Origin of the sequence: Streptomyces mutabilis (genome assembly GCF_046628145.1) — a bacterium.
Lineage (GTDB): Bacteria > Actinomycetota > Actinomycetes > Streptomycetales > Streptomycetaceae > Streptomyces > Streptomyces mutabilis.
Genome location: NZ_CP176874.1, coordinates 5,350,802 through 5,377,260, shown reverse-complemented (window position 1 = coordinate 5,377,260; position 26,459 = coordinate 5,350,802). Strand labels below are relative to the sequence as shown.

Annotated in this window: 27 protein-coding genes; 9 read left to right on the top strand and 18 right to left on the bottom strand. The window is 69.9% G+C overall.

Annotated elements, in window-relative coordinates; genetic code table 11:
• Positions 1–183: 183 nt before the first annotated feature.
• The gene (locus tag ACLIN4_RS24440) at positions 184–1,212 is read left to right on the top strand and encodes an LLM class flavin-dependent oxidoreductase (protein ID WP_290014639.1); all 1,029 of its coding nucleotides are present in this window, start codon (positions 184–186) and stop codon (positions 1,210–1,212) included.
• A 76-nt stretch (positions 1,213–1,288) separates the two neighbouring features.
• On the opposite strand, the gene ACLIN4_RS24435 is transcribed toward ACLIN4_RS24440, so the two are convergent.
• The gene (locus tag ACLIN4_RS24435) at positions 1,289–1,681 is read right to left on the bottom strand and encodes an SCO5389 family protein (protein WP_019326839.1); all 393 of its coding nucleotides are present in this window, start codon (positions 1,679–1,681) and stop codon (positions 1,289–1,291) included.
• Positions 1,682–1,961: 280 nt separating this feature from the next.
• Between ACLIN4_RS24435 and nucS the strand changes: the two genes are divergently transcribed.
• Positions 1,962–2,633 carry an endonuclease NucS gene (gene nucS, locus ACLIN4_RS24430; protein WP_100048267.1) on the top strand — a complete coding sequence of 224 codons (672 nt, stop codon included), beginning with the start codon at positions 1,962–1,964 and terminating at the stop codon, positions 2,631–2,633.
• Positions 2,634–2,700: 67 nt separating this feature from the next.
• Here nucS and ACLIN4_RS24425 read toward each other — a convergent pair whose 3' ends face one another.
• The 4 genes from ACLIN4_RS24425 to ACLIN4_RS24410 form a co-directional block, all read right to left on the bottom strand.
• Positions 2,701–5,376 carry an ATP-binding protein gene (locus ACLIN4_RS24425; protein ID WP_411576228.1) on the bottom strand — a complete coding sequence of 892 codons (2,676 nt, stop codon included), beginning with the start codon at positions 5,374–5,376 and terminating at the stop codon, positions 2,701–2,703.
• A 277-nt stretch (positions 5,377–5,653) separates the two neighbouring features.
• Complete coding sequence (locus tag ACLIN4_RS24420) at positions 5,654–5,977, bottom strand: STAS domain-containing protein (protein WP_003973611.1); 324 nt, start codon at positions 5,975–5,977, stop codon at positions 5,654–5,656.
• Between the two features lie 209 nt (positions 5,978–6,186).
• Positions 6,187–7,035, bottom strand: coding sequence for a 3-hydroxyacyl-CoA dehydrogenase family protein (locus ACLIN4_RS24415; RefSeq protein ID WP_411576227.1), 849 nt, complete (start codon positions 7,033–7,035; stop codon positions 6,187–6,189).
• 136 nt (positions 7,036–7,171) lie between these two features.
• On the bottom strand, positions 7,172–7,813 hold the full coding sequence (locus ACLIN4_RS24410; protein ID WP_411576226.1) for a TetR/AcrR family transcriptional regulator: 642 nt from the start codon (positions 7,811–7,813) through the stop codon (positions 7,172–7,174).
• Between the two features lie 80 nt (positions 7,814–7,893).
• Here ACLIN4_RS24410 and ACLIN4_RS24405 point away from each other — a divergent pair, with 80 nt between their 5' ends.
• Genes ACLIN4_RS24405 through ACLIN4_RS24395 form a run of 3 tightly spaced genes read left to right on the top strand, consistent with a single transcriptional unit; the run spans position 7,894 to position 10,029 of the window.
• Entirely contained in the window at positions 7,894–8,676 is a 783-nt protein-coding gene (locus ACLIN4_RS24405) for an ABC transporter ATP-binding protein (protein ID WP_289908724.1), read from the top strand.
• A 17-nt stretch (positions 8,677–8,693) separates the two neighbouring features.
• The gene (locus ACLIN4_RS24400) at positions 8,694–9,443 is read left to right on the top strand and encodes an ABC transporter permease (RefSeq protein ID WP_290014637.1); all 750 of its coding nucleotides are present in this window, start codon (positions 8,694–8,696) and stop codon (positions 9,441–9,443) included.
• Positions 9,444–9,456: 13 nt separating this feature from the next.
• Positions 9,457–10,029: a cob(I)yrinic acid a,c-diamide adenosyltransferase gene (locus tag ACLIN4_RS24395; protein ID WP_107476530.1), complete on the top strand. Its 573-nt coding sequence runs from the start codon at positions 9,457–9,459 to the stop codon at positions 10,027–10,029.
• A 37-nt stretch (positions 10,030–10,066) separates the two neighbouring features.
• Here ACLIN4_RS24395 and ACLIN4_RS24390 read toward each other — a convergent pair whose 3' ends face one another.
• Complete coding sequence (locus tag ACLIN4_RS24390) at positions 10,067–10,657, bottom strand: hypothetical protein (RefSeq protein WP_290014634.1); 591 nt, start codon at positions 10,655–10,657, stop codon at positions 10,067–10,069.
• A gap of 152 nt (positions 10,658–10,809) precedes the next feature.
• On the opposite strand from ACLIN4_RS24390, the gene ACLIN4_RS24385 reads away from it, so the two are divergent.
• Complete coding sequence (locus ACLIN4_RS24385; RefSeq protein WP_290014632.1) at positions 10,810–12,006, top strand: sensor histidine kinase; 1,197 nt, start codon at positions 10,810–10,812, stop codon at positions 12,004–12,006.
• Positions 12,003–12,644, top strand: a complete 642-nt coding sequence (locus tag ACLIN4_RS24380; RefSeq protein WP_100049288.1) for a response regulator — start codon at positions 12,003–12,005, stop codon at positions 12,642–12,644. Before ACLIN4_RS24385 ends, ACLIN4_RS24380 begins: the two co-directional genes overlap by 4 nt.
• Before the next feature lie 157 nt (positions 12,645–12,801).
• Here the strand turns inward: ACLIN4_RS24380 and ACLIN4_RS24375 are convergent, their stop codons facing one another.
• On the bottom strand, positions 12,802–13,086 hold the full coding sequence (locus ACLIN4_RS24375) for a hypothetical protein (protein ID WP_100049289.1): 285 nt from the start codon (positions 13,084–13,086) through the stop codon (positions 12,802–12,804).
• Positions 13,087–13,879: 793 nt separating this feature from the next.
• Between ACLIN4_RS24375 and ACLIN4_RS24370 the strand changes: the two genes are divergently transcribed.
• Together ACLIN4_RS24370 and ACLIN4_RS24365 are read left to right on the top strand one after the other, a co-directional pair.
• A complete protein-coding gene (locus tag ACLIN4_RS24370; protein ID WP_257003386.1) occupies positions 13,880–14,194 on the top strand; it encodes a hypothetical protein in 315 nt (104 codons plus the stop codon).
• 300 nt (positions 14,195–14,494) lie between these two features.
• Entirely contained in the window at positions 14,495–16,318 is a 1,824-nt protein-coding gene (locus tag ACLIN4_RS24365) for a glycoside hydrolase family 18 chitinase (protein WP_107476528.1), read from the top strand.
• A gap of 34 nt (positions 16,319–16,352) precedes the next feature.
• Here ACLIN4_RS24365 and ACLIN4_RS24360 read toward each other — a convergent pair whose 3' ends face one another.
• The 11 genes from ACLIN4_RS24360 to ACLIN4_RS24310 all read right to left on the bottom strand — a co-directional run bounded on the left by ACLIN4_RS24360 (position 16,353) and on the right by ACLIN4_RS24310 (position 26,373).
• Complete coding sequence (locus ACLIN4_RS24360; RefSeq protein WP_043379860.1) at positions 16,353–16,799, bottom strand: DUF2550 domain-containing protein; 447 nt, start codon at positions 16,797–16,799, stop codon at positions 16,353–16,355.
• A 142-nt stretch (positions 16,800–16,941) separates the two neighbouring features.
• A complete protein-coding gene (locus ACLIN4_RS24355) occupies positions 16,942–17,316 on the bottom strand; it encodes a F0F1 ATP synthase subunit epsilon (protein WP_064729863.1) in 375 nt (124 codons plus the stop codon).
• Between the two features lie 130 nt (positions 17,317–17,446).
• Positions 17,447–18,883: a F0F1 ATP synthase subunit beta gene (gene atpD, locus ACLIN4_RS24350; protein WP_100048725.1), complete on the bottom strand. Its 1,437-nt coding sequence runs from the start codon at positions 18,881–18,883 to the stop codon at positions 17,447–17,449.
• A complete protein-coding gene (locus tag ACLIN4_RS24345; RefSeq protein WP_100048724.1) occupies positions 18,883–19,800 on the bottom strand; it encodes a F0F1 ATP synthase subunit gamma in 918 nt (305 codons plus the stop codon). The genes atpD and ACLIN4_RS24345 overlap by 1 nt, the downstream gene beginning before the upstream one ends.
• 21 nt (positions 19,801–19,821) lie before the next feature.
• On the bottom strand, positions 19,822–21,411 hold the full coding sequence (gene atpA, locus ACLIN4_RS24340; protein ID WP_100048723.1) for a F0F1 ATP synthase subunit alpha: 1,590 nt from the start codon (positions 21,409–21,411) through the stop codon (positions 19,822–19,824).
• 161 nt (positions 21,412–21,572) lie between these two features.
• Entirely contained in the window at positions 21,573–22,388 is an 816-nt protein-coding gene (locus ACLIN4_RS24335) for a F0F1 ATP synthase subunit delta (protein ID WP_107476527.1), read from the bottom strand.
• Positions 22,385–22,945 (bottom strand): F0F1 ATP synthase subunit B, encoded by a 561-nt coding sequence (locus tag ACLIN4_RS24330; protein ID WP_175461221.1) that lies wholly within the window; start codon positions 22,943–22,945, stop codon positions 22,385–22,387. Before ACLIN4_RS24330 ends, ACLIN4_RS24335 begins: the two co-directional genes overlap by 4 nt.
• Before the next feature lie 42 nt (positions 22,946–22,987).
• The gene (atpE, locus tag ACLIN4_RS24325; protein WP_030545783.1) at positions 22,988–23,212 is read right to left on the bottom strand and encodes an ATP synthase F0 subunit C; all 225 of its coding nucleotides are present in this window, start codon (positions 23,210–23,212) and stop codon (positions 22,988–22,990) included.
• Between the two features lie 73 nt (positions 23,213–23,285).
• The gene (gene atpB / locus ACLIN4_RS24320) at positions 23,286–24,125 is read right to left on the bottom strand and encodes a F0F1 ATP synthase subunit A (RefSeq protein ID WP_179342282.1); all 840 of its coding nucleotides are present in this window, start codon (positions 24,123–24,125) and stop codon (positions 23,286–23,288) included.
• Between the two features lie 210 nt (positions 24,126–24,335).
• Positions 24,336–24,770 carry a hypothetical protein gene (locus ACLIN4_RS24315; RefSeq protein WP_100048721.1) on the bottom strand — a complete coding sequence of 145 codons (435 nt, stop codon included), beginning with the start codon at positions 24,768–24,770 and terminating at the stop codon, positions 24,336–24,338.
• A 301-nt stretch (positions 24,771–25,071) separates the two neighbouring features.
• Positions 25,072–26,373, bottom strand: a complete 1,302-nt coding sequence (locus ACLIN4_RS24310; protein WP_107476526.1) for an MraY family glycosyltransferase — start codon at positions 26,371–26,373, stop codon at positions 25,072–25,074.
• Positions 26,374–26,459 lie beyond the last annotated feature (86 nt).

The following is a 26,459-nucleotide window of genomic DNA, read 5'->3' as shown; positions in this document are numbered from 1 at the left end:
TACGGCACCAACCATCACAACTGCCCCCGTACGGACCCCCGCGAGGGCCGTCGGCGTCCACCGCGGCGGCCGATTCTGCAGACAATCCGCAAATCCCTTCGCCCGACCGTGTCCTCGGCACGTGTCAGACGGTTATGCCCTGCGGGGGAGCTCCGTGTCGGAGCCGAGGAAGCAGGAAGAGCAATGCGCGTTGGAAGTTTCGTGTTGGGCGCCCAGTTCCCGGGCCAGGGTCACGGGGAGGCGCTGCACCGCGCGGTCCGCTCGGCCGAGGTCGCCGAGGAGGCGGGGCTCGACGCGGTCTGGCTGGCCGAACACCACTTCGTCCCGTACGGCACGTGCCCGTCGGCGGTGACCCTGGCCGCGCTGCTGCTGGGCCGCACCCGCCGCATCCGGGTCGGCACCGCGGTCAGCGTGCTGCCCACCGCCCACCCCGTCGCCCTCGGCGAGCAGGCCGCGCTGCTGCACGTCACGTCCGGCGGCCGGTTCTCGCTGGGCGTCGGCCGGGGCGGCCCGTGGGTCGACCTGGAGGTGTTCGGCGCGGGCCTCGAGGCGTACGAGAAGCAGTTCCCGGAGTCACTCGATCTGCTGGTGCGCTGGCTGCGCGAACCGGCCGTCGGCGCCTGCGGGGACCGCTTCCGGTTCCGCGAGGTGCCCGTGGTCCCACGCCCCTCGGAGTCCCTGACGGAGGAGCCGGGTCCGGAGGTCGTCGTCGCCTGCACGTCCCCGTCGAGCGTGCGCACGGCGGCCGAGCGGGGGCTGCCGATGCTGCTCGGGATGCACGTCGGCGACGAGGAGAAGGCCGAGATGATCGCCCTGTGGCGGCAGCACGCCCGGGCCGCCGGGCGGCCGTCGGACGAGATCCATGGCGCCGCCCACGTGTCGGCCGGCGTCTGCCAGATCGCCGACCGGCGCACGGACGCGGCCGAGACCCTGCTCAAGGCCATGCCGGGCTGGCTGCGTCAGGGGCTGGGCGCCCACGTCACGGTGGACGGCCGCGCCCGGCCGATGCGCGACCCGTACGCCTACACCGAACTCCTCTGCGGACTGCACCCGGTGGGCACGCCCCGACTGTGCGCCGACCGGCTCGCGGCGACCGGCGAGCGCACCGGCATCAGCCGCTTCGCCCTGCTCGTCGAGGGGTCGGGGGACCTCGCCGCGACCGAGGAGAACGTACGGCGGCTCGGGGCCGAGGTGCTCCCCCAGCTCGGCTGAGGAAGCCGGCGGCGAGCCTGCCGCTCCGGTACGAACTGCACCTCCCGCGTACGGAGCGGCAAGCGAACGGTCGTCGTCAGCAGTCGCGGAACTCGGGCGACTGGTTCAGCACCTGGCTGCGTACCGAGGTGAAACGGGTCAGCGTCTCGTCGACGGAGGAGTCCAACGGGAACACCGCCACCCGGTGGCAGTTCTGGAAGGCCAGCCGCACACCGAAGTGCCGCTGCAGCGCACCGCGTATGGCGTCACTCGCCAGCGCACGCAGCAGCTGGCCGCGCGCCTGCTCGTCCGGCGGGGGCGTCTGGTTGTCGGCGAACGCACCGCCGTCGACCTTCAGCTGTGCCACCAGGGAGCTGACCATCTCCCATGCGTAAGGCAGGGAAGTCCGGACGCAGTCGACGAAGGCTGCTTCGTCGACCTCGCCTCGCTCGGCCTGTTCGAGTAGGGCCGGTGAGACGTCGAGCGACATGGGTTCTCCTCTCGCACCCCCGACTGGCAGGGGTTGCCGGACAGTTAGGGGAGTGCGCGATTCCGAACACGCTGCGTACACACCTCGCGACCTCCCGTTCAATACCGTAAGCAACCGATCGTGACCGCACCAGGAGAATGCCTAGATGGGCACCAACCGGTAGGCACACAATCGGCCAGTGAGCAAGACGGTGCCAATGGGGCAAGTGGGACGGAGCGCGCGGTCACCCCGGCACGGGCGAATCGCGTCGGACGGGGCGCGTCGAGTAGCGTTGCCGACCATGCGTCTCGTCATTGCCCGCTGCTCGGTCGACTACGCCGGGCGGCTCACCGCCCATCTCCCCTCGGCTCCCCGCCTGATCCTGGTCAAGGCGGACGGCAGCGTCTCGATCCACGCCGACGACCGGGCCTACAAGCCCCTCAACTGGATGTCGCCGCCCTGCACGCTCAAGGAGGGAACGGGCGACGAGGAAGGCGTCTGGACCGTCGTCAACAAGGCGGGCGAGAAGCTCATCATCACGATGGAGGAGATCCTCCACGACTCCTCGCACGAGCTGGGCGTCGACCCGGGCCTGATCAAGGACGGCGTGGAAGCGCACCTCCAGGAGCTGCTCGCCGACCGCATCGAGACGCTCGGCGAGGGCTACACCCTCATCCGCCGCGAGTACATGACCGCCATCGGCCCCGTCGACATCCTGTGCCGGGACGCCGAGGGCGGCACCGTCGCGGTCGAGATCAAGCGGCGCGGCGAGATCGACGGTGTGGAGCAACTCACGCGCTACCTCGAGCTGTTGAACCGCGATCCCCACCTCGCCCCGGTGCGCGGTGTCTTCGCCGCCCAGGAGATCAAGCCGCAGGCCCGCGTGCTCGCCACGGACCGCGGGATCGGCTGCCAGGTGCTGGACTACGACGCCCTGCGGGGCATCGAGGACGACAAGCTGCGGCTGTTCTGAGCGGGCGCCGCGTACGACATGCGGGAGGGCCGGGTCCATGGAGCGGACCCGGCCCTTCTGCGTGACCTCAGATGATCAGGCCCTCCGCCGAGCCCGTGCCGCCCGGCGTCCCCGTGCCGGTGCTCGCGGTGCTGCTCTGCGTGGCGGTGGAGGGGCTGCCGGCGGGGGAGCTGTCGGTGGTGGGCGGCGTGCCCGGACCGCTGGCGCTGTTGGACGTCTCCGGCGTCGAAGGCGCCGGCGGATCAGTGTCGGTGGGCGTGCCGGGGCTGCTTGGCTCCTCGGTCGGCGTGGTGGGGTCGGGGTCCGGCTCCGTGTCGGTGGGCTTCGGCGTGGTCGGCTCCGGGTCCGGGTCGTTGCTCATGGGCGGCTTGGACGACGAGGACGGGGCGTCCGGCTCGTCCGAGTCGCCCGGGTCCGGCGAGGTCGGGTCGTCGGGCTCGCCCGAGGTGCTCGAGTCGTCCGAGGGCCGTGCCGACTCGCTCGGGGTCGGGTCGTCCGACGTGCCGGGGGTGCCGTCCGGGCCCGGGTCGGTGGGGCGGTCGGTGTCCCCCGGGCCGGCGCCGTCGTCCGACGGCCGGTCGGCGCCGAGGCTGCCGTCGTCGACGCCCTGGCTGGCCGACGGGTTGACGCCGACCTCGTTGGAGGGATTGCCGGCGTCGTTCTCGGAGGTGGCGCCGAGCGTCACCACCGTGCCGAGCACGGCGACGAGCAGTGCGCCGGCTCCGGCGGCCACGAGGTTGCGCCGCGCGAAGCCCTTGATCCCGCCGCCGACCGTCCGGGACCGCTCCTCGGCGGGTTCCCGGCTGGTGACCAGGGTCGGGGACTGCGGGGAGGGCTTCAGCGGCGGGAAGGGCGCGGGGACGCCCGCGGACGGTGACACCGACTCCTCGTTGCGGGCGTCGGGCACCTCCTCCCCCGCGGTCGGGCCGAGGCCGAGGCCCACACCGACGGCGCCGAGTCCGGCAGCGGCCCCCGGGGCGCCGAACGCCCCCGCGCCGAGGCCCGGCCCGGGGGTGTCCCCGGAGCGGTCGGCGACCAGGGCCAGGGCACGGCGGCCGGCGACGGCTCCCCGCTTGTCGGACAGGGCGCCGCGCAGCCCGATGGAGGCCTCCAGTTCGGCGCGGGCCCGGTCGAGCTGTCCCTCGCACAGCGCGAGGACGCCGAGTTCGTGGTGGAAGTAGGCCTGCTCGGCGACGTCACCGGCGAGCCGGGACGCCTCGGTGCCGGAGCGCAGCGCCCGCTCCCAGGCGCTCCAGTGCAGCCCGGCGGCGAACGCGGGCGCCGCGGTGCGGGCCAGCTGGACGGCGGGGCTCTCCTCGCCGTCCGCGGGCGGGGTGGTCGTCGGCACCAGCACGGCGAGGGCGGCCAGTACGGCGTCGGCCTCGGCGCAGACCCGGTCCGGGGTGACCGAGGGGTGCCCGGCCCACCAGGCGTAGTGCTGGGCGGCGGCCAGCGCCCGCTCCCGCGCGCCGTCGGCGTACCCGGCGCTCTCCAGCTGGGTGAGCACCCCGGCGGCGAGCCGGTAGCGGGAGCCGACCGGCGAGACCAGTCCGCAGTCGGCCAGCTCGCCGAGGGCGGCGTCCGCGTGGGTGTCGCCGACCAGTGCGGGCAGGTGCGCCTGGTGCGGCACCTCGCCGCCGAGCGCGACGGCGAACTCCAGGGCGGCGCGGGCCGAGGCGCTGAGCCGGGAGGCGAGCAGCGGGGCGGGCGCCGCGGCCTCCCCGAGGGACGGCAGGGGTACGTCGTCGCTCTCGGCGGCGTCGTAGGGCGTGTCGTCGGCCGGGTCGGCGTCGTCGGGGCGGGCGTCGGTGAAGACGCCGAACTCGTCGACGGCGTCGGCGCCGGCCCGCTGCCGGTCGCGCCGGCGCAGCAGGGCACCGGCCTGGACGAAGCGCAGCGGCAGTCCCTCGGACTCGAACCAGAGGTCGCCGGCCCAGTTGGCCTCGTCCTCGGTGAGGGTCCGGCCGGCGGCGCGCTCCAGCAGTTCCACGCCGTCCGCGCGGTCCAGGCCGGTGAGGAAGACCTCCTCGACGGCCGAGTCGGTGGAGGGGGCGGGCACGTCCGGGGTGGCGCCGACGATCCAGGCGCACTCGGGGGTGGCGTCCAGCAGCTCGTCCAGGGCGGAGCCGCCGAACTCGACGTCGTCCAGGACGACGACCGCGCCGACCTCCCGGAGCCGGTCGAGCAGTTCCTCGCGGTCCGGGCGGTGCAGGGGGGCGCGGTGGACGGCGTAGAAGAGGTCGTGGAGGAGGTCGTCGGCCGTGCGGTGGAAGCCGCTCAGGCGGATGACGCCGTCGGGCGCGAGGCCCGCGCAGTCCTCGGCGACGACATCGAGGAGGCTGCTGCGGCCGGAGCCCGCCGGGCCGGTGAGGCGGACGGAACGGCCACGGGCGAGCAGCCGCACCAGGCGCTCGCGTTCGTCGTCGCGGGCCAGCAGCCCGAGTACGGTGCGGGTCGGGCCCGGCGGGACGGGAGGCCGGGCGTTGCGGCTCACCTCGGCGCGTTCGGCGGCGGTGAGCTTCTCGGGCCGGGCGGGCCGCTCGGCGGGCGGGCAGACCTCGATCTCGCTGCCGTCGACGGGGTTGACGGTGAGCAGGAAGTCGCCGGAGACGAGCTGCACCGTACGGGCGAGCGCGGGCGCGTGCTGTCCGAAGTCGGGTGTCAGGGAGTCCCTGGGCGGGCGCGGTCGCGGCGTGTCACCGTCGTGGCCGTGCTCCTCGGGTCCCCGGTTGTTCGGGTCCATAGGTTCAAGCCCCCCAAAAGCGTCGTGTGCCGGTCCCCCGGTCGGGACCACCCTCCCGGCCTTGCCGCACACCGCGCTGTCGCTTCTGGTCCGGGCCCGCCGGTGGGTCGCGAAAGGGGCGGGCAGCCAGACCTTAAACCTTCGCTCAGTATCTCCGACAGTCCGGGGTCCCGACCCGTCCGAGACGTCACGGTCTCGTGAGGATTGCGTGTGCCGGGCGGTTCGCCGAGCGGTGTCCGGGTCTCCCCGGCCCACCGGGCCACACGGGTCCGCGGCGTCACACCCGGGGCAGGGTCTCCACGCCGATGCCGCCCTCGATGGCGAGGATCCGGTGCAGCCGGGTCGCGACCAGCAGGCGCTGCATCTGCGGCGGTACACCGCGCAGCACCAGCCGTCGGCCGCAGCGGCCGGCCCGCCGGTGGGCTCCCATGATCACACCGAGTCCGGTGGCGTCCCAGGAGTCCAGTTCGGACAGGTCCAGCACCAGGTCGCCGACGCCGTCGTCGACGGCCGAGTGCAGGACCGTACGGGCGTCCGCCGCGCTGCGGACGTCGAGGCGGCCCCCGACGACCAGCTCGACGTGGTCGCCCCTGATGTGCATATGCGCTCCCCGGCGTGCGTCTTCTTCGTCGTCTCGTCTGCGTTGCGCTCTCCGCGACGCGGCTGTGCGTCGCGGCCGTACGTCGTGATCTCTCGGCGATATCAGGTGTTGCAACCTCTGACTGGCCGAAACGATCGGAGGTTGCCGCCTGTAAGCGAACCGATACCGAATTCACCCCGCCGTGTGATGTTTCCGGGGCTGATGCGACCTCAGTGCTTGTAGAAGCCCTGCCCGCTCTTGCGGCCGATGTCACCGGCGTCCACCATCCGGCGCATCAGCTCCGGCGGGGCGAACTTCTCGTCCTGGGACTCGGTGTAGATGTTGCAGGTGGCGTGCAGCAGGATGTCGACGCCCGTGAGGTCGGCGGTGGCCAGCGGTCCCATGGCGTGGCCGAAGCCCAGCTTGCAGGCGAGGTCGATGTCCTCGGCGGTGGCGACCCCCGACTCGTACAGCTTCGCGGCCTCGACGACGAGGGCGGAGATGAGCCGGGTGGTGACGAAACCGGCGACGTCGCGGTTGACGACGATGCAGGTCTTGCCGGTGGACTCGGCGAACTCCCGGGCGGTGGCGAGCGTTTCGTCGCTCGTCTTGTAGCCGCGCACCAGCTCGCACAGCTGCATCATCGGGACCGGCGAGAAGAAGTGGGTGCCGACGACCCGCTCGGGGCGCTCGGTCACGGCCGCGATCTTGGTGATCGGGATGGCGGAGGTGTTGGAGGCGAGGATCGCCCCATCCTTCACCAGCTTGTCGAGCGCACGGAAGATCTCGTGCTTGACCTCGAGCTTCTCGAAGACGGCCTCGACGACGACGTCCGCGTCGGCGGCGGCGTCCAGGTCGGTGGTCGCCGTGATGCGCGCGAGGGCGGCGTCGGCGTCCTCGGCGGCGAGCTTGCCCTTGGCGACGAACTTGTCGTACGAGGCCTTGATGCCGTCGGTGCCGCGCCGCAGCGCCTCGTCGGTGACGTCGCGCAGGACGACGTCCCAGCCCGCCTGGGCGGAGACCTGGGCGATGCCCGATCCCATGAGACCGGCTCCGATGACGGCGAGCTTCCGTGCCACTGTGCGTCTCCCCTGATGCGCGCTGATTCTCGTCTCTCGGCCGGAGATTAGCGGGCGCGGGGCGCTGTGTGACCGGTTAGTAACGCGCGTCACGTCTCAGATGACGGACATCACACCGAGGTGTGTCATTCGGGTGTCAGGGCGCGCCCCGTACGGCGTAGTTGAGGACTCTCCCGCTCAGCAGTTCCTCCATCTCGTCCAGCAGCACGAGCACGTCGCGGGAGACCTCGGAGGGCTTGCCGCCGGCGACCATGCGCTGGCCGATGGCGGCCATGACGGTGCCGTGCAGCCAGTTGATCTGACCGGCCATCAGGGCGGGGGTCATGTCGTCGTCCGCGCTGCCGGTCTCCTCGCGCAGGGTCCGCTCCAGGTCGAGGAGGACCTCCTGGCCGATCGCCCACATCCGCGAGCGCAGGGCGGGCGAGTCCTGGATGACCTTCATGAACTCCGCGTAGCCGTCCATCAGGCCGATGCGGGGGGAGACCGTCTCGACCTCCTCGCGCAGTTCGCGCAGGACGGCGCGGGCGGCCGGCTCCCCGTCGCGCCGCCCGCGCACCCAGCGGGAGAGCCGGTCGATCACGCCCTTGGAGCGGTCGAGGAAGAGGTCCTCCTTGGCCGGGAAGTAGTTGTAGACGGTGTTGACGGAGACGTTCGCGGCGTCCGCGACCTCCGCCACCGTGACGGCCTCGAAGCCGCGCTCCAGGAACAGTCCCGTGGCGACATCGGAGATGTACTGCCGGGTCTGCCGCTTCTTCCGTTCCCTGAGTCCCTCGGCCATGTCCGCATCCTAGCTTCGCTGGGGCTGCTGAAAACTTGGGGTCGTTGCAAAATTTCAGTGACTCTGTTTTTCTGGCACGCATGGCAATCATCAGTACGGCCGGCCTGTCCCGCACCTTCGCGACGAAGCACGGCCCGGTCGAGGCGGTGCGCGGCATCGACCTCACCGTCCGCGAGGGCGAGATCCTGGGCTTCCTGGGCCCGAACGGCGCCGGCAAGACCACCACCCTCCGGATGCTCACGACCCTGCTCGCCCCCACCGGCGGCGCGGCCACCGTCGCCGGTCACGACCTGGCGACCGACCCGGCCGGAGTGCGCGCCGCCTGCGGGTACGTCGCCCAGTCCGGCGGCGTGGACACGCAGATCACGGTGCGGGAGGAACTGGTCACGCAGGGCCGCCTGTACCGCCTGTCCAAGGCGCGGGCCGCCGAGCGTGCCGGGGAGCTGGCCCGCGACCTGGACCTCACCGAGCTGCTCGACCGCAAGTGCGGTGCCCTCTCCGGCGGGCAGCGGCGCCGGCTGGACATCGCGATGGCGCTCACGCACCGCCCCAGGGTGCTGTTCCTGGACGAGCCGACGACCGGCCTGGACCCGGGCAGCCGCGCCGACCTGTGGGACCTGGTGCGCCGGCTGCGCGACGAGCACGGCACCACCGTCTTCCTCACCACGCACTACCTCGACGAGGCCGACGCCCTCTCCGACCGCCTGGTCGTCGTGGACCGGGGAGTGGTCGCGGCCGAGGGCACCCCGGGCGCCCTGAAGCTGGAGTACGGCGGCGCGCTCGACGCCTCCCTCCAGGACACCTTCCTCGCCATCACCGGCCGCAGTGCCGCCCCTGCCGACGCCGCTCCCGTCGCCGTCTAGACCTCCGAGGACCCTCGATGCTGCTCCACGACACCGGCCTCATCTACGGCCGCTACCTGCGCCAGTCGCTGCGCTCGCGTTTCGCGCTGCTCTTCGGCGTGCTGATGCCGCTGCTGTACCTGCTCTTCTTCGGCCCGCTGCTGACCGACCTGCCGCTCGGCGGCCGGGGCAGCTCCTGGCAGGTGCTCGTCCCCGGCCTGCTGCTGCAACTCGGCCTGTTCGGAGCCTCGTTCGCCGGGTTCTCGATCATCATCGAGAACAGCCAGGGAGTGGTCGAGCGCATGCGGGTCACGCCCGTCAGCCGCCTGGCGCTGCTGCTGGGCAGGGTGCTGCGGGACGCCACGGTCTTCGCCTTCCAGGCGGTGCTGCTGGTCCTCGCCGCGCTCGTGATGGGCCTGCGCGCACCCCTGCCCGGCGTACTGATCGGCTTCGCGTTCGTCGCCCTGCTCACGGTGTCCCTGGCGTCGCTGTCGTACGCGCTGGCGATGAAGGTCCGCACTCCGCAGGAGTTCGGCCCGACGATCAACGCCCTCACCATGCCGTCGATGCTGCTGTCCGGCCTGATGCTCCCGATGACCCTGGGCCCGGCCTGGCTGGACGTGCTCTCGCACCTGATGCCGTTCCGCTACCTGGTCGACGCGGTGCGGGACGCCTACATCGGCAGCTACGCGACGGCGCACATGCTCCACGGCACCCTGGTCGCCGTCGCCTTCACCGCACTGGCCGTGACGGTGGGCACACGCGTGTTCCGTACCGCCGGGGCGTAACTACGCTGGCCCCATGGTCAACCTGACGCGCATCTACACCCGGACCGGCGACCGGGGCACCACCGCCCTCGGCGACATGAGCCGGGTCCCCAAGACCGACCTGAGGATCTCCGCGTACGCCGACGCCAACGAGGCGAACGCGGTGATCGGCACGGCGATCGCCCTCGGCAACCTGCACGAGGAGGTCGTCAAGGTCCTCGTCCGCGTCCAGAACGACCTGTTCGACGTGGGCGCGGACCTGTCGACGCCGGTCGTGGAGAACCCGGAGTTCCCGCCGCTGCGGGTCGAGCAGTTCTACGTCGACAAACTGGAGGCGGACTGCGACCGCTTCCTGGCCGAGGTGGAGAAGCTGCGCTCCTTCATCCTGCCCGGCGGCACGCCCGGCGCGGCCCTGCTGCACCAGGCGTGCACGGTGGTCCGCCGGGCCGAGCGCTCGACGTGGGCGGCGCTGGAGGCCCACGGCGAGACGATGAACCCGCTCACCGCGACCTACCTGAACCGCCTCTCCGACCTGCTCTTCATCCTGGCCCGGGTGGCCAACAAGGAGGTCGGGGACGTGCTGTGGGTGCCGGGCGGGGAGCGCTGAGCGCTCCCCGGGAAGTGCCACGGCGGCCACCCGTCGGCTACCGCGTCGTCGTGGCTCGTTCGGCGTCCTCGCGGGCCTGGTTCACCGACGTGCCCGCCGGGGCCTTCTTCGGCCAGATCAGGTACCCGAGCGCCACCAGCCCGTGGATGACGAGGACCCGGATCGCCACCCACTGGAAGGCACGCAGCGACGACACGTCGCCCTCGTCGCCGACGTACCAGACCGCGCCCTGGAGCAGCGCGCACGCCACGGCCGCGCCCAGCAGGGTGCGCAGCCACAGCCGGCCCTCGTGGGCGGCCCGGGCCCTGCCGTAGCGCGGGGGCTTGACCGGCGGCGGGCCGCCGCCCAGGCGGTGGGCGGCGTGACCGTCGAGCCAGCGGATCGTGTAGTGGCCGTAGGCGACCGTGTAGCCGATGTACAGCGCGGCCAGTCCGTGCTCCCAGCCCGGCTCGGCGCCGTTCTTGAGGTCGATGGCCGTCACGGTGAACAGCACCAGTTCCAGCACGGGCTCGCACAGCAGCAGGAACACGCTGGTACGACGCCACTTCAGCAGATAGCGGGCGGCCAGCCCGAGGGCCAGCAGGACCCAGAAGCCGACCTCGCAGGCGATGATCAACGCGACGATCACGACGCACTCCCTTCGTTCACCCTTCCAGGCTGCCGTCGCGATCCGTGCCGTTCGTCGTCGCCGGTGACGAACCTCCGGTACATCGAAAGATGCAGCCCGGGACCGTTCCCGGGGATCAGGCGAGGGGTGCGCGGGCCGTGTTGGATGGTGACATGGCCCTACGACTCCCCCGCCCGCGCCGCTTCGACGTGTACGCCGCGTCGGCCGGTCTGCTCGGCGGCCTGTTGCTGTGGGGCATCGGGCTGGGCGTGCGGCCCGGCGACGACCCGATCGTGCTGTTCGACGGCCGCTGGCCGCTGCTGGTCCCGCTCGCCGTCATGGCGGGCTGCGAGGTGCTGCGCCGGGCCGCGCCGCTCACCGGCCTGCTGATCGGCACGGCCGCCCTGGTCACGGACACCCTCACGCAGGGCAGTCTGGTCACGCTGATCATGTACACCGACCTGATGTACGCCGCCGTGCTGTACGGCTCGCCCGCCTCGGCCCGCCGCATTCCGTGGATCACCGGGCTGCTCACGGTGGCCGCGACCCTGGTGCCGTTCGCGGTGTGGCGGGTGCCCGAGGCACTGCTCATCGGTGTCGCCGTCGGCGTGGTGTCGTTCGCGCCCGCCTCCACCGGGCTGATCGTGCGCAATCACCGCGAGGCCGCCGACGCCGCACTGCTGCGGGCCGAGCAGACCGCGCTGCTCGCGGAGATGGACCGGGTGCAGGCGGTGACCGCGGAACGCGCCCGGATGGCCCGCGAGCTGCACGACATGGTCGCCAACCACCTGTCCGCGATCGCCATCCACTCCACGGCCGCCCTCTCCCTGGACGACCCGACGACCACCCGGCAGGCGCTCGGCGTCATCCGCGAGAACAGCGTCGAGGGACTTGCCGAGATGCGCCGTCTGATCGGCATCCTGCGGGACGACGGCGGGGACGGCGAGCCGGCCGCCGCCCCCACCCTCGACGGACTCGGCGCGCTGGTCGAGGGCGCCCGCGCCAACGGTCTCGACGTCGTCCTGGAGGCGGCACACGGGGAGGGCCTGCCCGCGCCGGTCGAACTGGCCGCGTACCGGATCGTCCAGGAATCCCTCACCAACGCGCTGAAGCACGCCGCGAAGGGCACGGTACGCGTGACGCTCGACCGCCACGACGGGGTCCTGCACGTGCGGGTGACCAGCCCCTACGGCGGCCGGAACCTCCCGCGCGCCCCCGGCTCGGGGGCCGGCCTGGTGGGTATGCGCGAGCGGGCGGCGCTGCTGCACGGCACCTTCGAGGCCGGGCCGGTCGCGGGCCCCGACCCGACGGGCGGCAAGATCTGGGCCGTACGCGCCGCGCTGCCCCTGACCGAAGGAGAACCCGCATGATCCGCGTCCTGGTCGCCGAGGACCAGTCCGCCGTCCGGGCCGGACTGGTACTGATCCTGGGCAGCGCACCGGACATCGAGGTGGTCGGGGAGGCGGCGGACGGCGAGCAGGCGGTGGCGCTGGCCCGGGAGCTGCGCCCGGACGTGGTGCTGATGGACGTCCAGATGCCGCGACTGGACGGGGTGTCGGCGACCCGGCTGGTGGTCGCCGAGGAACTCGCCGACGTACTGGTGCTGACCACGTTCGACCTGGACGAGTACGTCTTCGGGGCACTGCGGGCGGGCGCCGCCGGCTTCCTGCTGAAGAACACGGAGGCGAAGGACCTCCTCGCGGCGGTGCGCACGGTGGCGGACGGCGAGGGGATCGTCGCCCCGGCCGTCACCCGGCGCCTGATCGCCGAGTTCGCCGCCCGGACGGTGCGGGAGCCGGCTGCCGTACCGGCGGCCCTGGAGGACCTGACCCGGCGGGAGCGCGAGGTGTTGTCCTGTCTCGGCGAGGGGCTGTCCAACGCCGCCATCGCCGACCGCCTGGACATGGCCGAGGCGACGGTGAAGACGCATGTCAGCCGACTGCTGCGGAAGCTGGAGCTGCGCAGTCGGGTGCAAGCGGCGGTTCTGGCCCAGGAGTTGGGTCTCTAGGACGCCGGGTCTCCGGGACCGGCCCGCGGGAGGCTCAGGGCAGAAAAAGAGGCCCCCGAAATGAACGGGGGCCACTCGGAAGACAAGCGCCCAGCGCCTCTCGGCCCGGGCCGGGAAGCCGTCAGCGACGGCTCGCCCGGCCACCGGCCGGCGGGTACTAGTCCTTCTGCAGGAAGAAGGCGGCCTCGGCGCTGTTGTCGCTCTCGTCGACGATGTGCAGCTCCTTGTCCTCCTCCTCCTTGTTGTTGTCGGAGCAGTCGATGTTGTTGTTGGCCGCCGACAGGATCGGGATGTCGATCACCTCGACGACGTCGCAGCTGAGGACCTGCGAGTTGTTCTCGAACTTCGAGGTGTCGTCGTCGGCGGCAGCGGCCGTGCCGGCGGCGCCACCGGCCATGACCAGGGCGGTGACGGTGCAGGCGATCGCCTTCTTGAGAGCCATGCGGGTTTTCCTCCTGAGTGGGGTGTGTCATCGCCGAAGGCATGCGCCCATTGATGAGCATCACACAATCGGCAGTTTCGCCGGGCTCGGAACAGTCACTGTCGAACTCGACCGTGCTTTCCGTGCGGCTATCAATGCAACGAATCCCTACCCCGCGGGTTCTGCTCCAACGGAGTGAATTCCCGTTCGCAGGCTCCGGCGGCGGCACTCCGCTCCGTCTTCGGCGACCTCCGGGCGGGCGGCTCGCGCAATTCTTTGCCCGCGTCCGCACTCTCAGTATCGTTCGCCCACAGGCAACTGTGCCGATGAGGAGTTACCGTCGTGCGCAGGTGCCGCAGCGCCCCGTCTCCGACTCAGACAGGACCCAAGGAATGTCGAGCACTCGTCTGGCCATTCTCTCGCTGTGTGCGGTGTCCTTGACAGCTCTCCAGGCTGGAACCGCTCAAGCAGGAGAAGAAAAGGCAACGTTCGAGAACAACACCCAGATCCTCTCCTGCGTGAACATCGAAGTCCTCGACCTTCCGATCGCGTCGGTTTCGGGAACGACGATCGACTGTTCCGATCATCATGAGGAATCAACCACCGCTTCCTCGTCCCGCGGATAACGGCTTCACTCCGTCGGAGCAACACCCGCCGCACCGCGGCTTCGTTCTCTGAATAGTCGCGTCGAGAAAACGCTGTCGGAGTACGGCTAGACAGCCGCAAGACGCGGCCACCACCGAGCGCGGGCGATGCCATCAGTGAATTTCGCTTGCCTCAAGTTCCACCCGACCCCACTCAGGAGGAAACCCGCATGGCTCTCAAGAAGGCGATCGCCTGCACCGTCACCGCGCTGGTCATGGCCGGTGGCGCCGCCGGCACGGCCGCTGCCGCCGACGACGACACCGCGAAGTTCGAGAACAACTCGCAGGTCCTCAGCTGCCTGCCCCTCGAAGTGATCGACATCCCGATCCTGTCGTCGGCCAACAACAACATCGACTGCTCCGAGAACAACAAGGAGGAGAAGGAGACCGAGGTCACCGTCGTCGACGAGGACGACAACAGCGCCAAGGCCCACTTCCTCCTCCAGGACGAGGCGTCGGAGGACCGGCACGCCGAGTACCGCTGAGTCGGCCACCGGGCGAGCCGTCCCCCGACGGCCCCACCTGACAGCGCGCCGACAGTGCCGCGGTGAACCCGGCACTCGCTGATCGCAGTCCGAGCGGCCCCCAGGCTTCAACGCCTGGGGGCCGCTCCGCCGTTTCCGGACACGGCGCCGCCCCGCCCGCCGCCCGAGTCACCCCCGCGCGCCCAACAGAACAGTGGTCCAGACCTATTGACCCATGGTCCAGACCTTTCTATTCTCGCGGCACTGCGGGCATGAGGCTCAGTCATGCCGGCGACGACAACTCCCATAAGGAGGCGCAGCATGCGCTTCAGACACAGAGCCGCGGCACTCCTCGCGACCTTGTCGCTCCCGCTGGCCGGTCTGGTGGGCCTTGCCAGTCCTGCCCAGGCGGCCACGAGTGCGACGGCCACCTTCGCCAAGACCTCGGACTGGGGCACCGGCTTCGGCGGCAAGTGGACGGTGAAGAACACCGGCACCACCACCATCAGCTCCTGGACCGTCGAGTGGGACTTCCCCTCCGGCACCAAGGTCACCTCCGCCTGGGACGCCACGGTCACCAACTCCGGTGACCACTGGACCGCCAAGAACGTCGGCTGGAACGGCACCCTCGCCCCCGGGGCGTCGGTCTCCTTCGGCTTCAACGGCAGCGGCCCGGGCTCCCCCGCCAACTGCAAGCTCAACGGCGGCAGCTGCGACGGCACCTCCGTCCCCGGCGACGAGGCCCCCTCCGCGCCCGGCACGCCCACCGCCTCGGGCATCACCGACACCTCGGTGAAGCTGTCCTGGTCGGCGGCGACCGACGACAAGGGCATCAAGAACTACGACGTCCTGCGCGACGGCGCCAAGGTCGCCACCGTGACGGGCACCTCGTACACGGACACCGGCCTCACCAAGGGCACCGACTACTCGTACAGCGTCCAGGCCCGCGACACCGCCGACCAGACCGGTCCGGTGAGCGGCGCGGTGAAGGTCACCACCACCGGCGACGGCGGTCCCCAGCCGCAGCCGGGCGACGAGGTCAAGCTCGGCTACTTCACCAACTGGGGCGTCTACGGGCGCAACTACCACGTGAAGAACCTGGTCACCTCCGGCTCCGCCGAGAAGATCACGCACATCAACTACGCCTTCGGCAACGTCCAGGGCGGCAAGTGCACCATCGGTGACGCCTACGCCGACTACGACAAGGCCTACACGGCCGACCAGTCCGTCGACGGCGTCGCCGACACCTGGGACCAGCCGCTGCGCGGCAACTTCAACCAGCTGCGCAAGCTGAAGGAGAAGTACCCGCACATCAAGGTGCTGTGGTCGTTCGGCGGCTGGACCTGGTCCGGCGGCTTCCCCGACGCGGTGAAGAACCCGGCCGCCTTCGCGAAGTCCTGCCACGACCTGGTCGAGGACCCGCGCTGGGCCGACGTCTTCGACGGCATCGACCTGGACTGGGAGTACCCGAACGCCTGCGGTCTCAGCTGTGACACGACCAGTGCCCCGAACGCCTTCAGCACCATGATGAAGGCCATGCGGGCCGAGTTCGGCGACGACCTGGTCACCGCGGCCACCACCGCCGACGCCTCCGACGGCGGCAAGATCGAGGCCGCCGACTACGGCGCCGCCGCGCAGTACATCGACTGGTACAACGTGATGACGTACGACTTCTTCGGCGCCTGGGCGAAGAACGGCCCGACCGCTCCGCACTCGCCGCTGACCTCGTACGCCGGCATCCCGCAGCAGGGCTTCAACTCCGCCGAGGCGATCGCGAAGTTCAAGGCGGCCGGCGTGCCGGCCGACAAGCTGCTCCTCGGCATCGGCTTCTACGGCCGCGGCTGGACCGGCGTCACCCAGTCCGCGCCCGGCGGCACCGCGACCGGCCCGGCGGCCGGCACCTACGAGGCGGGCATCGAGGACTACAAGGTCCTCAGGAACAGCTGCCCGGCCACCGGCACCGTCGCCGGCACCGCGTACGCCCACTGCGGCACCAACTGGTGGTCCTACGACACCCCGGCCACCGTCAAGTCCAAGATGGACTGGGCCGAGCAGCAGAAGCTCGGCGGTGCCTTCTTCTGGGAGTTCAGCGGTGACACCGCCGACGGCGAGCTGGTGAGCGCCATCGACAGCGGTCTGAAGTAATCCCTGAGGGAGTCATCCCTACGGGCCACAGGCCCTAAGCGACGTTGACGCGCTGACCGGGCGGGGCTGCTTCCAGCCACGCGAGGAATCCGGTCAGCGCGTCTTCGCTCATCGCCAGTTCGAGCCGGGTGCCGCGATGGAGACAGGCGAGCACCACGGCGTCCGAGAGCAACGCCAGCTCCTCCTCGCCCTCCGGCACCCGGCGGCCGGCCACTTCGATGGCCGAGCGCTCCAGCACGCGGCGCGGTCGGGGCGAGTACGAGAAGACCCGGTACCACTCGACCCGGTCACCGTTGTAGCGGGCCACTCCGTAGGCCCAGCCCTTGCCGCCGGCGTCGCCCTCCTTGGGGGCGTCCCAGCGCAGGGAACAGTCGAAGGTGCCGCCCGAGCGCTGGATCAGCCGGCGGCGCAGACCGAAGACGAAGAGCCCGATCACCACCAGGGCCACAACGATTCCGCACACAGTCAGAGCGAGGGCCATCGACACCGACCTCCTCGTCTCCTAGGTAACGGAACGGAAAAAACACCCGGATCTGCCTCAGCCGCGGCCGGGTCCGGATCGCTCCGGTCCCAGCCGCGGCTGAGTGACGTCATGGCACGACGTTATCGCACAGTGCTGTGGATCAGCGTCCCGCCGCCGCGCGCAGACGGACGTCCGCGCGACGCTCGGCGTGGGCGTCGCCCTCCGCCTTCGCGCGCTCGAGCTCCCGCTCCGCGCGCTGGACGTCGATCTCGTCCGACAGCTCGGCGATCTCGGCCAGCAGCGACAGCTTGTTGTCGGCGAACGAGATGAAACCGCCGTGCACCGCGGCGACGACCGTCCCACCGTCACTCGTACGGATGGTCACCGGGCCCGACTCCAGCACACCGAGCAGCGGCTGGTGACCGGGCATGACGCCGATGTCGCCGGACGTGGTGCGCGCGACGACCAGGGTGGCCTCGCCGGACCAGACCTCTCGGTCGGCCGCGACCAGCGCGACGTGCAGATCAGCAGCCAAGGTGGCTCCTCGGGTCACCACCCGGCCGGTCAGCCGGGTGTTGGTTACAAGTCTAAGGGGCGTGACGGAGGGGACGGGACGTGCCCGCCCCCTCCGGTGTGAGCCCTGGGGCTCACGATGAGCACGGGGCTCAGGAGACGCCGAGCTCCTTCGCGTTCTTCTTCAGGTCCTCGATGCCACCGCACATGAAGAACGCCTGCTCCGGGAAGTGGTCGTACTCGCCGTCGCAGATCGCGTTGAAGGCCGCGATCGACTCGTCCAGCGGGACGTCCGACCCGTCGACGCCGGTGAACTGCTTGGCGACGTGGGTGTTCTGGGACAGGAAGCGCTCCACGCGACGGGCACGGTGGACGACGAGCTTGTCCTCCTCGCCGAGCTCGTCGATACCGAGGATCGCGATGATGTCCTGCAGGTCCTTGTACTTCTGCAGGATGTTCTTCACGCGCATCGCGGCCTGGTAGTGGTCCGCCGCGATGTACCGCGGGTCGAGGATGCGGGACGTCGAGTCCAGCGGGTCCACGGCCGGGTAGATGCCCTTCTCGGAGATCGGACGGGAGAGAACCGTCGTCGCGTCGAGGTGGGCGAAGGTGGTGGCCGGGGCCGGGTCGGTCAGGTCGTCCGCGGGGACGTAGATCGCCTGCATCGAGGTGATCGAGTGACCGCGGGTCGAGGTGATGCGCTCCTGGAGGAGACCCATCTCGTCGGCCAGGTTCGGCTGGTAGCCCACCGCGGAGGGCATGCGGCCGAGCAGGGTCGACACCTCGGAACCGGCCTGGGTGAAGCGGAAGATGTTGTCGATGAAGAACAGCACGTCCTGCTTCTGCACATCGCGGAAGTACTCCGCCATGGTCAGGCCGGCGAGGGCCACGCGCAGACGGGTGCCCGGCGGCTCGTCCATCTGACCGAAGACCAGCGCGGTCTTGTCGATGACGCCGGACTCGCTCATCTCGTCGATGAGGTCGTTGCCCTCACGGGTGCGCTCACCGACACCGGCGAACACGGAGACACCGTCGTGGTTGTTGGCGACGCGGTAGATCATCTCCTGGATGAGCACCGTCTTACCGACGCCGGCGCCGCCGAACAGACCGATCTTGCCGCCCTTGACGTACGGGGTCAGCAGGTCGATGACCTTGACGCCGGTCTCGAACATCTCGGTCTTCGACTCGAGCTCGTCGAAGTTCGGAGCCTTGCGGTGGATCGGCCAGCGCTCACCGGTGTAGGTCTCGTCGACGTTCAGCACCTCGCCGAGGGTGTTGAACACCTTGCCCTTGGTGAAGTCGCCGACGGGGACGGAGATGGCCGTGCCCGTGTCGGTCACCGGGGCCTGGCGGACCAGGCCGTCGGTGGGCTGCATGGAGATGGTGCGGACCAGGCCGTCACCGAGGTGCTGCGCGACCTCGAGGGTCAGCGTCTTGATCTCGCCAGCCTGCGCCGGGTCGGCGACCTCGACGTGGAGGGCGTTGTAGATCTCCGGCATGGCGTCGACGGGGAACTCCACGTCGACGACCGGGCCGATGACCCGGGCGACGCGGCCCGTAGCCGTCGCGGTCTCAACAGTGGTGGTCATTAGTTGTCACTCCCCGCGTTCGCGTCGGCCAGGGCACTGGCGCCACCGACGATCTCGCTGATTTCCTGGGTGATTTCGGCCTGGCGGGCCGCGTTGGCAAGACGGGAGAGCGTGTTGATCAGCTCGCCCGCGTTGTCGGTGGCCGACTTCATCGCGCGCCGCGTGGCGGCGTGCTTGGAGGCGGCCGACTGCAGCAGCGCGTTGTAGATGCGGCTCTCGACGTAGCGCGGCAGCAGGGCGTCGAGGACGTCCTCCGCCGACGGCTCGAAGTCGTACAGCGGGAGGATCTCGTCCTTCGCCGTCGACTCCTGCGCGACCTCTTCGAGGCGCAGGGGCAGCAGCCGGGAGTCGACCGCCGTCTGCGTCATCATCGAGACGAACTCGGTGTAGACGATGTGGAGCTCGTCCACGCCGCCCTCCGCCGTGTCCTTCTCGATGGCCTCGATCAGCGGCGCCGCGACCTTCTTGGCGTCCGCGTACGAGGGCTCGTCGGTGAAGCCCGCGAACGACTCCGCGACCTTGCGCTCACGGAAGTTGTAGTGGGCGAGACCGCGCCGGCCGACGATGTACGTGTCGACCTGCCTGCCCTCGCGCTCGAGGCGCTCGGTCAGCTGCTCCGCCGCCTTGATGGCGTTGGAGTTGAAGGCGCCGGCCAGACCGCGGTCGCTCGTGAGGAGCAGGACCGCGGCACGGGTCGGGTTCTCCGCCTCCGTGGTGAGCGGGTGCTTCGTGTTCGACCCGGTACCGACCGCCGTGACCGCGCGGGTGAGCTCCTGCGCGTACGGCGTGGAGGCCGCCACCTTGCGCTGCGCCTTGACGACGCGCGAGGCGGCGATCATCTCCATCGCCTTGGTGATCTTCTTGGTCGCGGTGACGGATCGGATGCGACGCTTGTAGACCCGGAGCTGGGCTCCCATGAGTCAGGTCCCTTCCTTACGTCACTTGGCGGCGGACGGGGCGTCCTCGCCGAGCAGCTTGCCGTCCGAGGTCTCGAACTGCTTCTTGAACGCGGCGATCGCGTCACCCACGGCCTGAAGGGTGTCGTCGGACATCTTGCCGCCCTCGCGGATGGAGGTCATGAGGCCCTGCTCCTTGCGGTGCAGGTACTCCAGGAGCTCCTTCTCGAAGCGGCGGATGTCGGCGACCGGCACCTCGTCCATCTTGCCGGTGGTGCCGGCCCAGACGGAGACGACCTGGTCCTCGGTGGCCATCGGCTGGTACTGGTCCTGCTTCAGCAGCTCGACCATGCGCTGACCGCGCTCCAGCTGGGACTTCGACGCGGCGTCCAGGTCGGAACCGAAGGCGGCGAACGCCTCGAGCTCACGGAACTGGGCGAGGTCCACGCGAAGACGGCCGGAGACCTGCTTCATGGCCTTGTGCTGGGCGGAGCCACCGACGCGGGAGACCGAGATACCGACGTTCAGGGCCGGGCGCTGACCGGCGTTGAACAGGTCGGACTCCAGGAAGCACTGGCCGTCGGTGATGGAGATGACGTTGGTCGGGATGAACGCCGAGACGTCGTTGGCCTTGGTCTCGACGATCGGCAGACCCGTCATCGAACCGGCGCCCATCTCGTCGGAGAGCTTGGCGCAGCGCTCCAGCAGACGGGAGTGCAGGTAGAAGACGTCACCCGGGTAGGCCTCGCGGCCCGGCGGGCGGCGCAGCAGCAGCGACACGGCGCGGTAGGCGTCGGCCTGCTTCGACAGGTCGTCGAAGATGATCAGGACGTGCTTGCCCTCGTACATCCACTGCTGGCCGATGGCCGAGCCGGTGTACGGCGCCAGGTACTTGAAGCCGGCCGGGTCGGACGCCGGGGCGGCCACGATGGTCGTGTACTCCAGCGCGCCGTTCTCCTCCAGCGCGCGGCGGACCGACGCGATGGTGGAGCCCTTCTGGCCGATGGCGACGTAGATGCAGCGGACCTGCTTGTTCGGGTCGCCGGTGCGCCAGTTGTCGCGCTGGTTGATGATCGTGTCGACGGCCAGGGCGGTCTTGCCGGTCTGGCGGTCGCCGATGATCAGCTGACGCTGACCGCGGCCGATCGGGGTCATGGCGTCGACGGCCTTGTAGCCCGTCTCCATCGGCTCGTGCACCGACTTGCGCTGCATGACCGTGGGGGCCTGCAGTTCGAGGGCGCGGCGGCCCTCGGTCTCGATCTCGCCGAGGCCGTCGATCGGGTTGCCGAGGGGGTCGACGACGCGGCCGAGGTAACCCTCGCCCACGGCGACCGACAGGACCTCGCCGGTACGGGTGACCGGCTGGCCCTCCTCGATACCGCTGAACTCACCGAGGACGATGGCACCGATCTCGCGCTCCTCGAGGTTGAGGGCGAGGCCGAGGGTGCCGTCCTCGAACTTCAGCAGTTCGTTGGCCATGGCCGAGGGCAGGCCCTCGACCTTCGCGATGCCGTCGCCGGCAAGGGTGACCGTACCGACCTCCTCGCGCGAGGCCGCGTCCGGCTTGTACGACTGGACGAAGTTCTCCAGTGCGTCCCGGATCTCCTCCGGCCGGATCGTGAGCTCCGCCATCTGAGTTCCCTGCTCTCCTTGTTGGGCCCGAAGTTTCACTTGGGGGGTATTCCACGAGTCGGGACTCCCCCCAATGAGAGGTGAATCCTCTGCACGGCCCAACCAGGGCCGTCGTAAGTACGTACTGCTACTGCTTGTTGTGCTGTTGTCGCGCGGGAGCGTCAGCTCGCCATACGGCGGCCGGCGTCCTCCAGGCGGTCCGCGATGGAGCCGTTGATGACCTCGTCACCGACCTGCACCCGGATCCCGCCGAGGACCTCGGGGTCCACGTCGAGGTTGAGGTGCATCGGACGGCCGTAGACCTTCGCGAGGGCCGCGCCGAGGCGCTGCTTCTGCGTGTCGCTCAGCGGCACCGCCGAGGTGACGACGGCGACCATCCGGTCCCGCCGGTCGGCGGCGAGCTTGGACAGGGACTCGAGTCCCGACTCCAGGCTACGTCCCCGCGGCGCGGTGACAAGGCGCGTCACCAGACGCTCGGTGGTCCGCTCCGCCCGGCCGCCGAGCAGGCCGCGCAGCAGCTCGCCCTTGGCCGCGGTGGTGGCCGAGCGGTTGGTGAGCGCGGCGCGCAGCTCGGTGTTCGAGGCGACGATCCGGCCGAACCGGAACAGCTCGTCCTCGACGCTGTCGAGCCGGCCCCGCTTCTGGGCGGCGGTGAGGTCGGCGGTGTTCGCCAGCTCCTCCAGGGCGTCCACCAGGTCGCGCGACTGCGACCAGCGGGAGCGCACCATGCCGGCCACCACGTCGGCGGTCGGGCCGCTGACCTGGGTGCCGAGCAGACGCTGGGCGAGTTCGGCCTTGGCCTCGCCGGCCTGCGCCGGGTCGGTCAGGACCCGACGCAGCGACACCTCGCGGTGGAGCAGCGCGGTGACGGCGGCCAGCTCGTCGGCGAGCGAGCCGGCGTCCACGGACGTGGAGTCCGTCAGCGCGTCGAGACGCTCGCGTGCGGCAGCCAGGGCCTCGCGGCTCGCTCCGTTCATCGGGTCGCCTCTGCCTTCGTCGCCTTGTCGTCCAGCTCGTCCAGGAAGCGGTCGATGACGCGGCTCTGGCGGGCGTGGTCCTCGAGGGACTCGCCGACGAGCTTGCCGGCCAGCTCGGTGGCCAGCTTGCCGACGTCCTGGCGCAGCGCGGACGCTGCGGCCTTGCGGTCGGCCTGGATCTGGGCGTGACCGGCGGCGATGATCTCCTCACGCTGCCGCTGGCCTTCCGCGCGCATCTCGGCGATGAGCGTGGCGCCCTGCTCCTGCGCCTCCTGACGCAGGCGCGCGGCCTCGTGCCGGGCCTCGGCGAGCTGGGCCTTGTACTGCTCAAGGACGCTCTGGGCCTCGGTCTGCGCGGCCTCGGCCTTCTCGATACCGCCCTCGATGGCCTCGCGACGCTCTTCCAGAACCTTGTTGATGTTCGGGAGCAGCTTCTTGGCGAGGAAGCCGAAGACGATGACGAAAGCGATGAGGCCGATGACAACTTCCGGCCACGGCGGAATGAGGGGATTCTCCTTCTCACCCTCAGCCGCCAGGAAAACCAGGGCGGAGTTCACATCAGTGCCTTTCGTCGAAAGGGTCGGTCGTCAGTGCTCGTCTTAGTAGACGAACGGCATGACGAGACCGATGAGGGCGAGCGCCTCACAGAACGCGAAGCCCAGGATCTGGTTGGCGCGGATCAGACCGGCCGCCTCGGGCTGGCGGGCGAGGGCCTGGGTGCCGTTACCGAAGATGATGCCGACGCCGACGCCGGGGCCAATGGCGGCCAGGCCGTAACCGACGGAGCTGAGCGAACCTTCGACGGCAGCAAGGGTCTGGGACATGCCAGTTCTTCCTTCTCTTTACGGACCGGTGGGGGTTGGCCACCGGACGGCTGGGGGTGTGATGCGGGACGACTCAGTGGTGCTCGGCGAGCGCGCCCTGGATGTAGGTGCAGGTCAGCAGCACGAACACGTACGCCTGCACGGCCTGGATGAAGAGCTCGAAGGCCGTCATGATGATCGTCATCACGAACGAGACGCCCGCGTAGGCGATGCCGATGCCGTTCAGCATGTACCAGCTGGCGATCGTGAAGAGGAGCAGCAGCGTGTGGCCCGCGAACATGTTCGCGAAGAGCCGGACGGCGTGGGTGAAGGGGCGGACCAGCAGGTTCGAGAAGAACTCGATGGTCATCGACAGCGGCAGCACGGCGCCGAGGGACTTGTCGTAGCCCGTGACGTTCTTGAAGAAGCCGACGAAGCCGTGGCGCTTGAAGGTCAGCGAGACCCACAGCACGTAGACGATCAGTGCCAGGACCATCGGGTAGGCGATGATCGAGGTGACCGGGAACTGGGCGACCGGAATGATCGACCAGAGGTTCATCATCCAGACGAAGAAGAAGAGCGTGACGACGAGCGGTACGTACTTCTCGCCTTCCTTCTTGCCGATCGTCTCGTAGACGACACCGCGGCGGATGAAGTCGTAGCCGGCCTCGGCGACCATCTGGAGCTTGCCGGGGACGACCTTCGGCTTGTTGAAGGCGGCCCAGAAGAAGCCCACGATGATGACCGAGCCGAGCAGCGCGAGCAGCATCGGCTTGTTGAAGTACATGCCGTTGCCGTCTGCGTTGCCCCAGAGCGGCTCGAAGAGGAACGAGTGCAGGCCGGGAGCCGGGAAGCCACACCCGTCGAACAGGTGGCAGTCGGTCTCGAAGGCGAGCACCTGCGTCGGGTCAGCACTCACCGCGGGCTCCTTCATCGTGGCGCATGGGTACGGCAACCTCGTTGTGTCGGCGCGGCGCGGAGCCGCTGTACGGCACGGGACTGGTGTTACGGATGTGGGGGCGGCTGTGGGGCATCTCGCCTCGCGAATGAGCAGGCGTCAGCTGGGATGCCCGCGCCCGCGATGCCGCAGTTGGCACCGGACGATAGCAGGACTTCACATGCCTCTTTATCCCGGCCCTACCCGTCACGACGAGCGGCCCGTCTTTTCGGACTTTTCACTCGACGACTCGGGCTCGACGTAGAGAATCTTGGCCTTCATGTGCGCCCGCGTCTGCGCGGCGATCCACGTGAGCGTGACGACGACCAAAGTGATCGCGAAGGACCGGGGGTTGAACAGCGTCGTGTTCTTGAACGCGGCCAGGAAGACGAACAGCAGCAGGATCTGTGCCGCGTAGAGCATCAGGCCCATCGCCTGGAAAAGGTGCGGAAGCGATTTGGCGGTGCGCTGCAGGACGTAGAGCCCGATTCCCATGAAGAGCATCGCCACCACGGTCGCGACGACGGCGCCGACCGCTCCCTTGCCGCCGGCGACCACGGCGCTGACGACGGCGGCTACTGCGCCGACGGCAGCCGTGGGCACGGCAGCCTGAAGCAAGGTCCGGACGTCATTGGACGGCATGGCGGCAACTCCGCTTTTCACAGGGGGCAGGGTGTCGTCATGGACGAGCGTAGTCCCGGGCCGAACGATGTCCTGACGCCCAAGAGACCGTCGCACTACGGTCCTTAAGCCTTACCCGGGGGTTCTCGTGAACCGTATCACAAACTATTTGATGAGGTCTTTACCTGTGGGTGTGCTTACTGTCACACATGAGAGTGACAGTGCGCGTCTGAGCGATTACTGCACCCACTTGTCTGGTAATGGGGTACTTCGTTCCCCCACGAGTTGGCAATGCTCTAGTCAGATTCTTACCTTGTGCCTCTTACCTCGTGCGCGAGCGGGGGCCGACGGCAGTGGCTCCGTTGACGCCTGAGACTCCCGCGGCCACCGGCACCCGCTCCTCGTCCGCGCCCACCGCGGGCGTCGGCTCGGCCCCGGCCTCGACGGCGACGGCCTTGCGGCGGCGGTAGCGGGGCGGCACGAAGCGCTCGGCCCAGCGCGGGGCGCGCGGCGTGAAGCGCGGCAGCAGGAGCAGCACCAGCCCGACCGCGCTCAGCGCGACGACGCCCAGCACGATCCACATCGACGCGGAGTTGACGGAGTAGGCGAGCGCGCCGAAGGCGATCAGCGCCGACCAGAAGTACATGATCAGCACCGCGCGGCTGTGCGAGTGCCCGATCTCCAGCAGCCGGTGGTGCAGGTGCCCCCGGTCGGCGGCGAACGGCGACTGACCGCGCCAGGTGCGCCGGACGATCGCGAGGATCAGGTCGGCGGCCGGGATGGCGATGATGGTCAGCGGCATCAGCAGCGGGATGTAGACGGGCACCATCTGGTGCACGGTGTTGCGCTCGGAGCCGGAGAACAGCTTCATCACGTCCGGGTCGACCTGCCCGGTGACGGAGATCGCGCCGGCCGCGAGCACGAGCCCGATCAGCATCGAGCCGGAGTCGCCCATGAAGATCCGGGCCGGATGCATGTTGTGCGGCAGGAAACCGAGGCACATGCCCATCAGGATGGCCGCGAACAGCGAGGCGGGCGCCGCGGCCTCGATGCCGTACGAGTACCAGATCCGGTAGGCGTACATGAAGAAGGCCGCCGCCGCGATGCACACCATGCCCGCCGCGAGACCGTCCAGGCCGTCCACGAAGTTGACCGCGTTGATGGTGATGACGACCAGCGCCACCGTCAGCAGGGTGCCCTGCCACTGGGTGAGCGCCACCGTGCCGATGCCCGGCAGCGGGATCCACAGGATGGTCAGGCCCTGCACCACCATCACGCCGGCGGCGATCATCTGCCCGCCCAGCTTGATCAGGGCGTCGATCTCGAACTTGTCGTCCAGGACGCCGATCAGCCAGATCAGGGCCGCGCCGGAGAGCAGGGCCCGCGGCTCGTTGGACTTCTCGAAGACCTCGCTGAGGTTGGTGAGGTGGTCGGCCACCAGCAGTCCGGCGCACAGCCCGAAGAACATGGCGATACCGCCGAGGCGCGGAGTGGGTTCCCGGTGCACGTCACGTGCCCGGATCTCCGGCATCGCCCCCGCCACGATCGCGAACTTCCGTACCGGTCCTGTCAGCAGGTACGTCACCGCGGCCGTGATGCAGAGCGTCAGCAGGTATTCACGCACGGGCTTCCCCACAGGTCTCGCTGGCCATTCCCAGCCTCACACCCTAGCGATGCGCGCATATGGTTGAGGACTTCCGGGTAGCGACG

What these genes read in the sequence shown, in the direction of transcription:
- ACLIN4_RS24440 (WP_290014639.1), top strand. Translation starts at nt 184, where the DNA reads ATGCGCGTTGGAAGTTTCGTGTTGGGCGCCCAGTTCCCGGGCCAGGGT.
- ACLIN4_RS24435 (WP_019326839.1), bottom strand. Translation starts at nt 1,681, where the DNA reads ATGTCGCTCGACGTCTCACCGGCCCTACTCGAACAGGCCGAGCGAGGC.
- nucS (WP_100048267.1), top strand. Translation starts at nt 1,962, where the DNA reads ATGCGTCTCGTCATTGCCCGCTGCTCGGTCGACTACGCCGGGCGGCTC.
- ACLIN4_RS24425 (WP_411576228.1), bottom strand. Translation starts at nt 5,376, where the DNA reads ATGGACCCGAACAACCGGGGACCCGAGGAGCACGGCCACGACGGTGAC.
- ACLIN4_RS24420 (WP_003973611.1), bottom strand. Translation starts at nt 5,977, where the DNA reads ATGCACATCAGGGGCGACCACGTCGAGCTGGTCGTCGGGGGCCGCCTC.
- ACLIN4_RS24410 (WP_411576226.1), bottom strand. Translation starts at nt 7,813, where the DNA reads ATGGCCGAGGGACTCAGGGAACGGAAGAAGCGGCAGACCCGGCAGTAC.
- ACLIN4_RS24405 (WP_289908724.1), top strand. Translation starts at nt 7,894, where the DNA reads ATGGCAATCATCAGTACGGCCGGCCTGTCCCGCACCTTCGCGACGAAG.
- ACLIN4_RS24400 (WP_290014637.1), top strand. Translation starts at nt 8,694, where the DNA reads ATGCTGCTCCACGACACCGGCCTCATCTACGGCCGCTACCTGCGCCAG.
- ACLIN4_RS24395 (WP_107476530.1), top strand. Translation starts at nt 9,457, where the DNA reads ATGGTCAACCTGACGCGCATCTACACCCGGACCGGCGACCGGGGCACC.
- ACLIN4_RS24385 (WP_290014632.1), top strand. Translation starts at nt 10,810, where the DNA reads ATGGCCCTACGACTCCCCCGCCCGCGCCGCTTCGACGTGTACGCCGCG.
- ACLIN4_RS24380 (WP_100049288.1), top strand. Translation starts at nt 12,003, where the DNA reads ATGATCCGCGTCCTGGTCGCCGAGGACCAGTCCGCCGTCCGGGCCGGA.
- ACLIN4_RS24375 (WP_100049289.1), bottom strand. Translation starts at nt 13,086, where the DNA reads ATGGCTCTCAAGAAGGCGATCGCCTGCACCGTCACCGCCCTGGTCATG.
- ACLIN4_RS24370 (WP_257003386.1), top strand. Translation starts at nt 13,880, where the DNA reads ATGGCTCTCAAGAAGGCGATCGCCTGCACCGTCACCGCGCTGGTCATG.
- ACLIN4_RS24365 (WP_107476528.1), top strand. Translation starts at nt 14,495, where the DNA reads ATGCGCTTCAGACACAGAGCCGCGGCACTCCTCGCGACCTTGTCGCTC.
- ACLIN4_RS24360 (WP_043379860.1), bottom strand. Translation starts at nt 16,799, where the DNA reads ATGGCCCTCGCTCTGACTGTGTGCGGAATCGTTGTGGCCCTGGTGGTG.
- atpD (WP_100048725.1), bottom strand. Translation starts at nt 18,883, where the DNA reads ATGACCACCACTGTTGAGACCGCGACGGCTACGGGCCGCGTCGCCCGG.
- ACLIN4_RS24345 (WP_100048724.1), bottom strand. Translation starts at nt 19,800, where the DNA reads ATGGGAGCCCAGCTCCGGGTCTACAAGCGTCGCATCCGATCCGTCACC.
- atpA (WP_100048723.1), bottom strand. Translation starts at nt 21,411, where the DNA reads ATGGCGGAGCTCACGATCCGGCCGGAGGAGATCCGGGACGCACTGGAG.
- ACLIN4_RS24335 (WP_107476527.1), bottom strand. Translation starts at nt 22,388, where the DNA reads ATGAACGGAGCGAGCCGCGAGGCCCTGGCTGCCGCACGCGAGCGTCTC.
- atpE (WP_030545783.1), bottom strand. Translation starts at nt 23,212, where the DNA reads ATGTCCCAGACCCTTGCTGCCGTCGAAGGTTCGCTCAGCTCCGTCGGT.
- atpB (WP_179342282.1), bottom strand. Translation starts at nt 24,125, where the DNA reads ATGAAGGAGCCCGCGGTGAGTGCTGACCCGACGCAGGTGCTCGCCTTC.
- ACLIN4_RS24315 (WP_100048721.1), bottom strand. Translation starts at nt 24,770, where the DNA reads ATGCCGTCCAATGACGTCCGGACCTTGCTTCAGGCTGCCGTGCCCACG.